The organism is Fusibacter sp. (genome assembly GCF_057447755.1).
The window spans coordinates 1-6,752 of the sequence record NZ_JBVBZF010000189.1; the positions used below are offsets into that span (position 1 = coordinate 1).

General features: G+C 34.7%; 10 protein-coding genes. All 10 read left to right on the forward strand.

Going from position 1 to position 6,752, the window contains the following annotated elements; all coding sequences use genetic code 11:
* Positions 1–306, forward strand: a 306-nt coding sequence (locus AC220I_RS15930; RefSeq protein WP_486724849.1) for an HAD hydrolase-like protein, incomplete at its 5' end; no start/stop codon positions are given.
* Between the two features lie 26 nt (positions 307–332).
* Entirely contained in the window at positions 333–596 is a 264-nt protein-coding gene (locus tag AC220I_RS15935; RefSeq protein WP_486724850.1) for a DUF2164 domain-containing protein, read from the forward strand.
* A gap of 2 nt (positions 597–598) precedes the next feature.
* The gene (locus AC220I_RS15940) at positions 599–1,171 is read left to right on the forward strand and encodes a GNAT family N-acetyltransferase (protein WP_486724851.1); all 573 of its coding nucleotides are present in this window, start codon (positions 599–601) and stop codon (positions 1,169–1,171) included.
* Positions 1,172–1,258: 87 nt separating this feature from the next.
* Complete coding sequence (locus AC220I_RS15945) at positions 1,259–2,326, forward strand: GNAT family N-acetyltransferase (protein WP_486724852.1); 1,068 nt, start codon at positions 1,259–1,261, stop codon at positions 2,324–2,326.
* Complete coding sequence (locus AC220I_RS15950) at positions 2,319–2,660, forward strand: DsrE family protein (RefSeq protein WP_486724853.1); 342 nt, start codon at positions 2,319–2,321, stop codon at positions 2,658–2,660. The genes AC220I_RS15945 and AC220I_RS15950 overlap by 8 nt, the downstream gene beginning before the upstream one ends.
* Positions 2,661–2,684: 24 nt before the next feature.
* On the forward strand, positions 2,685–3,851 hold the full coding sequence (locus AC220I_RS15955; RefSeq protein WP_486724854.1) for a DUF438 domain-containing protein: 1,167 nt from the start codon (positions 2,685–2,687) through the stop codon (positions 3,849–3,851).
* A gap of 134 nt (positions 3,852–3,985) precedes the next feature.
* Complete coding sequence (locus AC220I_RS15960; protein WP_486724855.1) at positions 3,986–4,480, forward strand: flavodoxin domain-containing protein; 495 nt, start codon at positions 3,986–3,988, stop codon at positions 4,478–4,480.
* A 355-nt stretch (positions 4,481–4,835) separates the two neighbouring features.
* Positions 4,836–5,192, forward strand: coding sequence for a Na-translocating system protein MpsC family protein (locus tag AC220I_RS15965; RefSeq protein WP_486724856.1), 357 nt, complete (start codon positions 4,836–4,838; stop codon positions 5,190–5,192).
* Between the two features lie 16 nt (positions 5,193–5,208).
* On the forward strand, positions 5,209–6,078 hold the full coding sequence (locus AC220I_RS15970; RefSeq protein ID WP_486724857.1) for a GGDEF domain-containing protein: 870 nt from the start codon (positions 5,209–5,211) through the stop codon (positions 6,076–6,078).
* Between the two features lie 157 nt (positions 6,079–6,235).
* A partial coding sequence (locus AC220I_RS15975; RefSeq protein WP_486724858.1) for a PDC sensor domain-containing protein occupies positions 6,236–6,752 on the forward strand: 517 nt, incomplete at its 3' end.

Genomic DNA, 6,752 nt, shown 5'->3' on the forward strand with positions numbered 1-6,752 from the left:
ACTATTTTGGAAAAGGATCAATTAGCCCCCTATTTTAAAGTAATCTTAGGCAGTGAACTCAATGGCACTAGAAGCCAAAAGCGAGAAGTCATAGCAGACTTAATCAATATGGAAGCGCTTAAATCTCATGAAGTTCTCATGATTGGAGATCGGGAACACGACCTCTTAGGTGCCAAATCAAATGGTGTTGACGCAGTGGGTGTGCTTTATGGTTATGGTGATTATAATGAGCTTAAGGCCTGCAATCCCATAAAAATAGTTGAAAGCGTGAAAGACCTAAAGGCTTATCTTTTAAGGGTCATTTAACTATTATAATTAGAAAGGATATAAAAATGAAAAAAAGGTCAGTCTTAGATAATATAACATTGGAAAAAGAAGAAAGAGATCTCATGATCAGTGAAATTCAAAACTACTTCAATGTTGAACGTGATGAAGAAATCGGGACAATTGCTGCAGATATGCTTTTGGATTTCTTTATAGATACACTTGGTAAAATCACCTATAACAAGGCCTTGTCAGACTCAAAATACTGGTTTGAAAAAAGAATGGAAGAGATGACATATGACTTTGATTTACTGTATAAGAAAGGACGTTAAGTATGTCGAAAAATAAGATCCTTCTCCAAAGGTTGACTGCCAAGGACATGGTTGACCTGGAGGCTTTTTTTAAGTACTGTTTGAAAGATGTTATGGAAAAAGAGGGTATTGATGATATAGACCGGTTCATCAAAGAGGAGACCGATGAGAAAATGGGATTTGCACAAAGAGACCTTGACTCTTCAGGTAAAGACTATTTTTTTTTGGTGGCCAAATCTGACGAAAAAATTCTGGGCACAATTGCATATGGACCTGCTGGCAGTCTAATCGTTGAGCTATCAAATGGGGCATATGATAAATATGGTGAAATAGGTAGTGTTCTTGTTCATCCAGATTATCACAATCAAGGCATTGGCACCCTCATGCTAAATGCCATGTACCTGGTGATGTTAGGGAAAGGGATTACATCATTTTGTCTGGATAGTGGTTATACAATTGCAAAGAAAATTTGGACAAAAAAACTTGGAACGCCCAATATTATTTCTAAGGATCATTGGGGGGAAGGCTTTGACCATTATGTTTGGTTTAGAAGCTTTGATGACATTGAGATTTCTTTAGAATACAAATTGAAATAGGAGGATTAGCGATATTTAAATGAAATATTGGGTAAGTATTAAGTCAGGGTAAATGACTCATACAAGATACGGGGAAGGTGGCGCGAATTGAAACTTGAATCAAAACAAAACGCTGTACTATTAAAAATTGCAAAAGCACTGAATGAAGCTCATATTGTCTGGGCAGTTGGTGGGTCTATTCTATTGGATTATCATAACCTTTCAGAAGAGGCCCCTCATGATATTGATTTGATTGTTCACGTTAAAGACATTAACAAGTGTGTCGCGGTTTTAAATGAACTTGGTGAAAAACAGCGATATGAGAAATCCGAATCCTATAGTACCCCATATTTTTTTGAATACCTCATAGAAGAGGTAGAAGTTGATCTTATGGCATTACTCACCATTAATACTTCAAATGGCCCTTTCAGATATCATTTTGATGCCACGTATGTGGCTGATACTTGGATACAAGATGACATACCAATACCACTAACTTCACTTGAGGATTGGTATATTTTATATGGTCTAATGGGCAATCGAAAGAATAAGGTTATACGCATCGCTGAACACATTCGAACAAAGGATCAAGTTCATATCAGCTTAGTGAAGGCGCTTAAGCAACAAGGGATTATGCCCGAAGCAATAATGAGGGGCATTTCACAGCTTCAGCATACAGAAATTGAGTTCATTAGACCTGCACTTGCTGATGAATCCGCCATATTATCAGAACTTGCAGCGAGCTCAGAAGCACACTGGGGTTACGATGATATTTTCATGAATCAGTTCAGGACCTTTTATGCTGTAGACCCAGACTTTATAAATGAAAATCCAACATTTGTATACATTCGGGATAATCAAATTATTGGGTTTTATAGCCTTAATTTGAAAGGCAGGTTTTGTGAACTTGAGTTTATGTATGTCAAGCCTGAAGTTATCGGCAAAGGTATAGGTGCAATTCTTTGGCATCATATGATTAAACAATGCAAAAAAAATGAAATTGAAATGATCACATTAGTGACAAGTCCACAGGCCAAGGGCTTTTATGAAAAAATGGGTGCAAAGCATAGTGGCGATGTGCCTTCATTATTAGATGAAACCAAAATCATTCCAAAACTTTACTATAAATTGGATTGGCTTGGAAAAATAGAAAATGAGGAGACGCGATATGAATGATAAACACCTATATATACTCTGGACAAATGCAGATATAATTACCTCAGAGAAAATGGTATTGATGTATGGAATCAACGCAAAACTCAAGGGATGGTGGGAAGATGTCACCATTATCGTATGGGGGGCAACTGCCTCATTGGTAGCTGAAAATCAGGTCATCAATGATCACATTGCCTTTGCCATAAGCAAGGGGATACACGTAACCGCTTGTAAAGCTTGCGCAGACCAGCTCAATGTCACTGATGTACTTGTAGATATGGGTATTGAAGTAAAATATTGGGGTGAAGGACTAACTGAACTTATCAAGTCCAAGGCCAATTTGTTGACAATCTAGATTGCTAAACAAGAGGGGTGAACTATGTCAGTTGATGAAGCACGCATAAAAAGATTAACTGAATATGCTAAAAAATTAAATCAAGGAGAAAATGGTAAACAGCTTTATGATGATTATCGAGTGGATATTGAAAGTGTAAAACCAGGTGAGGTATTTGATATTTTTTACCAGCTCATGAATGAAGGGCAGGAACCAAGACAAATATTAAGCTATTTAGACAAAGTCATCAATGTCTTTTATAAGAGCTTAATTAACTATGAGTGGAAAAAGCCCACTGAAGATGATTTTATCAACAATCTCTTGGCTGAAAATGCTGCATTAGTAACTAAAATTGAAGCCATTAAATCAATTATTAAACTCGGGAATTGTACTGAAAATAGGGTTCTACTTCTAGAAAGTGTTTCGGAGCTCCAAGACTTCAACGATCACTATGTTAAGAAAGAAAATATCCTATTTCCTTTTTTAGAGAAGAGAATGCCAAAATTTGAAGGCTTGTCAATCATGTGGTCACTTCATGACCGAATTCGGGATGAAATAAGGGAGACTATTGAAATATTAGGTAATGTTACCGCCACTGAAGAGGACCTTAAACAGAAATTAAGCAGCCTCATATTCAGTATGCTGGGCATCTTAAAAAAAGAAGAACTCATATTGATACCTGTAGCCAGTGAGGTGCTCGAACAAACAGAGTGGAGCGCTATGTATAGACAGAGCTTTGATTACAATTTTCCATTTATTGATAAACCTGAGGAAGATTTCTCAGATGAGTTTGACAACTATTTGCAAAATAAAGGCATCTTCGAAACCCAGACAGGTAGGCTATCATTTGCTCAGTTAGAGGCTCTATTTTCTGCTTTGCCAGTTGATTTGACATTTGTAGATCAGAATAACAAAGTAAGGTATTTTTCTAGGCCAAAAGATCGAATATTTCCAAGATCAGCTGCAGTATTAGGAAGGGATGTTAAACAATGTCATCCTCCAGAGAGTGTTGATAAGGTGCTTGAAATTGTGGAAGCCTTCAGATCCGGTGAGAGAGAATCTGCCAACTTTTGGATCAACTATAAAAACCATAAAATATTAATTCAATATTTTGCCATGAGAGATGAAGAAGGTCAATATTTGGGAACCTTAGAAGTCAGTCAGATCATAGATGAAATCATGAACTTACAAGGTGAGAAAAGATTGCTTTAAAGGGCTTTTAACGTTAGAGTTTGGTTAAAATCCTAGAAATCATATTGACGTTAGACAAGAAAGGGAATATATTATCTTTTATAGAGGAAATACTTCATTAAGAGGTTGGAAGTAAAGAAATATAGGAGGCTTTCATGAAAACGTTAGTGTTATATACGACGACATATGGATTTACAGAAGCAATGGTAAAACAACTCTCAGAGAAAATCAGTGGAGAGGTGGATTGTATCAACCTCATGCATTCAAATCAGGTTAATTTAAGCCAATATCAGAATATTGTAATGGGTGGCTCCATTTATATGGGGCAGGTCCAAAAGCAACTTAAACAGTTTTGTGAGGCAAATGAGTCAGAAATTCTCAGGCACAACATAGATCTATTTCTTAGTTGTGGCTTAGAGGAAAATTTCGAATCCCACCTTAAAAATGCATTTACACCCAAGATTTTGGCTTCTTCAAGGTCACAGATTTCTTTTGGAGGAGAACTCAACCTTAATAAGATGAAGTTTATGCATAAGACAATTACAAAAATGATGATTAAATCCAGTCAGCAAGAAGGGAAGCCTTTGCCAAAGCCTAAATATGACAATATTGAATACTTGGCGAAGTCGCTTAATAGTGATATAATATAGCAGAATTCAGAAATAGAGACTAAAGTCTCTATTTTTTTGGTTAGATGAGGCTGTGGACTTGGGTAAAAAAGCCTAATTGCAGTTCGTAATCATATAAATGTACAAAAATATGATAATTTTACTTATGCTAGTTTAGAGTGTGTTAATTGACATAAAAGGATAAATCGAATATAATTTACATATATATGTAAGTCTGAAACGTGCGTAAAATCCAATTTAAGAATTCGGTTAGACTATAAAAGAAGAAGTATTCAGCTTTTTATGTAAACCAATATAGTATACAACTATATTGGTTTTATTTTTTTTAATCAGAAAGGATTCTGATTAGACAAAGTAAATCCAGGGAGGGTAAAAATTGAACACAAAAAGGGATTATGAAAGGTTAATTCTATCTAAATATGTTGGGCATATAAAAAGAGTTAGTGGAAGAGGTCCTAAAAATATTCATGTGAAAATTGAAGATGAGAAAATTATGATAAATTTTGCTTTGGTGTTTTCGCCATTAGAAAAATTTATCTATGAAAATTTGGAAAACTCTACAACTTTATTGAAGGATCTTTATGATCGAATAGGTAGTATTATCATTGCACAATTTATTGATGAACTCAGCTGTGAAATATGTCACCCTGTTGAATATGTAAACTATTTGGTTGATATTGAAAAAAATAAATTTCAAGTTATTTTAAAGAGCCAAGGGGTGGTAAAAAAGTAATTTTTCGAGGTAAGCGATGCATTCAAAATTATTAGATTTAAAAAAAAGATATGAACCACTATTCGATGAATGTCGTATAGTGGACTGCAGTAAAAAAATTACATATTTTCTTGATTCAGAGGACAAACTTAATCAAAGGCCATGCCATTTACTATGCAAAGTAAAAAATGACTGTAACTGTTCAAAAGTCATCTCAGAGAAACGCAAAATTACTAGGATAGAATTTATTGAAGGGAAGAGCTTTATCATTAACGCCTTTTTCTTAGATACCAATGAAAATTTGGTGGTGGAGCTTATTGATCAAATAGATGGCAGCAATTACTATCACGGTTCAGACCAAGGCAAGCATAGTGATATCACTTCAATCATTGAAAACATGAGTCAAATGATTGTAACAGATGAAATGACGGCCTTATACAATCGTCGGTATATATCGCAAAGGCTTCCCTTGGATTTAGCAAGGTGTCATGATACGGGTAAGTCTATAGCAATCATAATGGCAGATATTGATAAGTTCAAAAGTGTTAATGACAAGTATGGGCATACAGTAGGTGATAAGGTCTTAATTAGCTTTGCCAAATTGCTAAAATCATCCATAAGAAATGAAAGTGATTGGGTAGCACGATATGGTGGTGAGGAATTTTTAATAGTGGTACAAGATTTTGATATAAAGAGTAGCCGTATTGTCGTTGAAAATATTAAGAAGAAAATATCGAATGCATACTATGATACAGGCGATAAGAAAATTAAGCTTACCTGTAGCTTTGGTGCAGTGATTTGCAAGGATAAGAGTGAATCCTATGAAGCCCTAATAAGGCTAGCAGATTCTTGCTTGCTAGAGGCAAAAAATAATGGTAGAAATAAAGCTGTTATTCAATTTTTATAAGAAATTACCTGAATAAAATCTCAGGTAATTTTTTTTTGGAAACCACATTTAAACCTTAAAAATACTTTGTATTAAACTATTGTATTAATATAAAAAGTTTTATAGAATGATACTATTATATTACAAAAAATATACAATTCATTTTGAGGGGAAAAAATTGAAAATAAGAAGCTCAATAAGGCGAAAACTGATTATAGGGATCTTTTTAGGTTGTCTCGTTCCATATTTTATTGGCGGCACATATTTAAAGAACTTTATCGAAAGCTGGCTCTATAAAGACAATTTAGAACATACAAACCAAATATTAAATCAAGTTCAAACTCTCATTGATCAGTCTTTGATTGAAGATATTGAAGAAGAGGTAAACTTATTGGCGTCATTGGAGAGTGTTAGACAATCCAGTAAGCAAATTAGCAATTATTTGAATGTTGCTCAGAATGGTGGTGACCATCAATATTCAGATGTGGCATTGGAGATTGAGGGGTATTTTAAGGCGCTCAAAGAGTCACATGATGAGACGCATTTTATTTTTCTGGGAACTGAAAATGGTGATTATATGGAATATCCAAGATTTTCACCTTCAGATAATTATGATCCTCGTGTAAGACCATGGTATGAAAACTCAATCAACTCATCTGAGGTTGTAATTTCTGAACCTTACCAAACCAATGTAA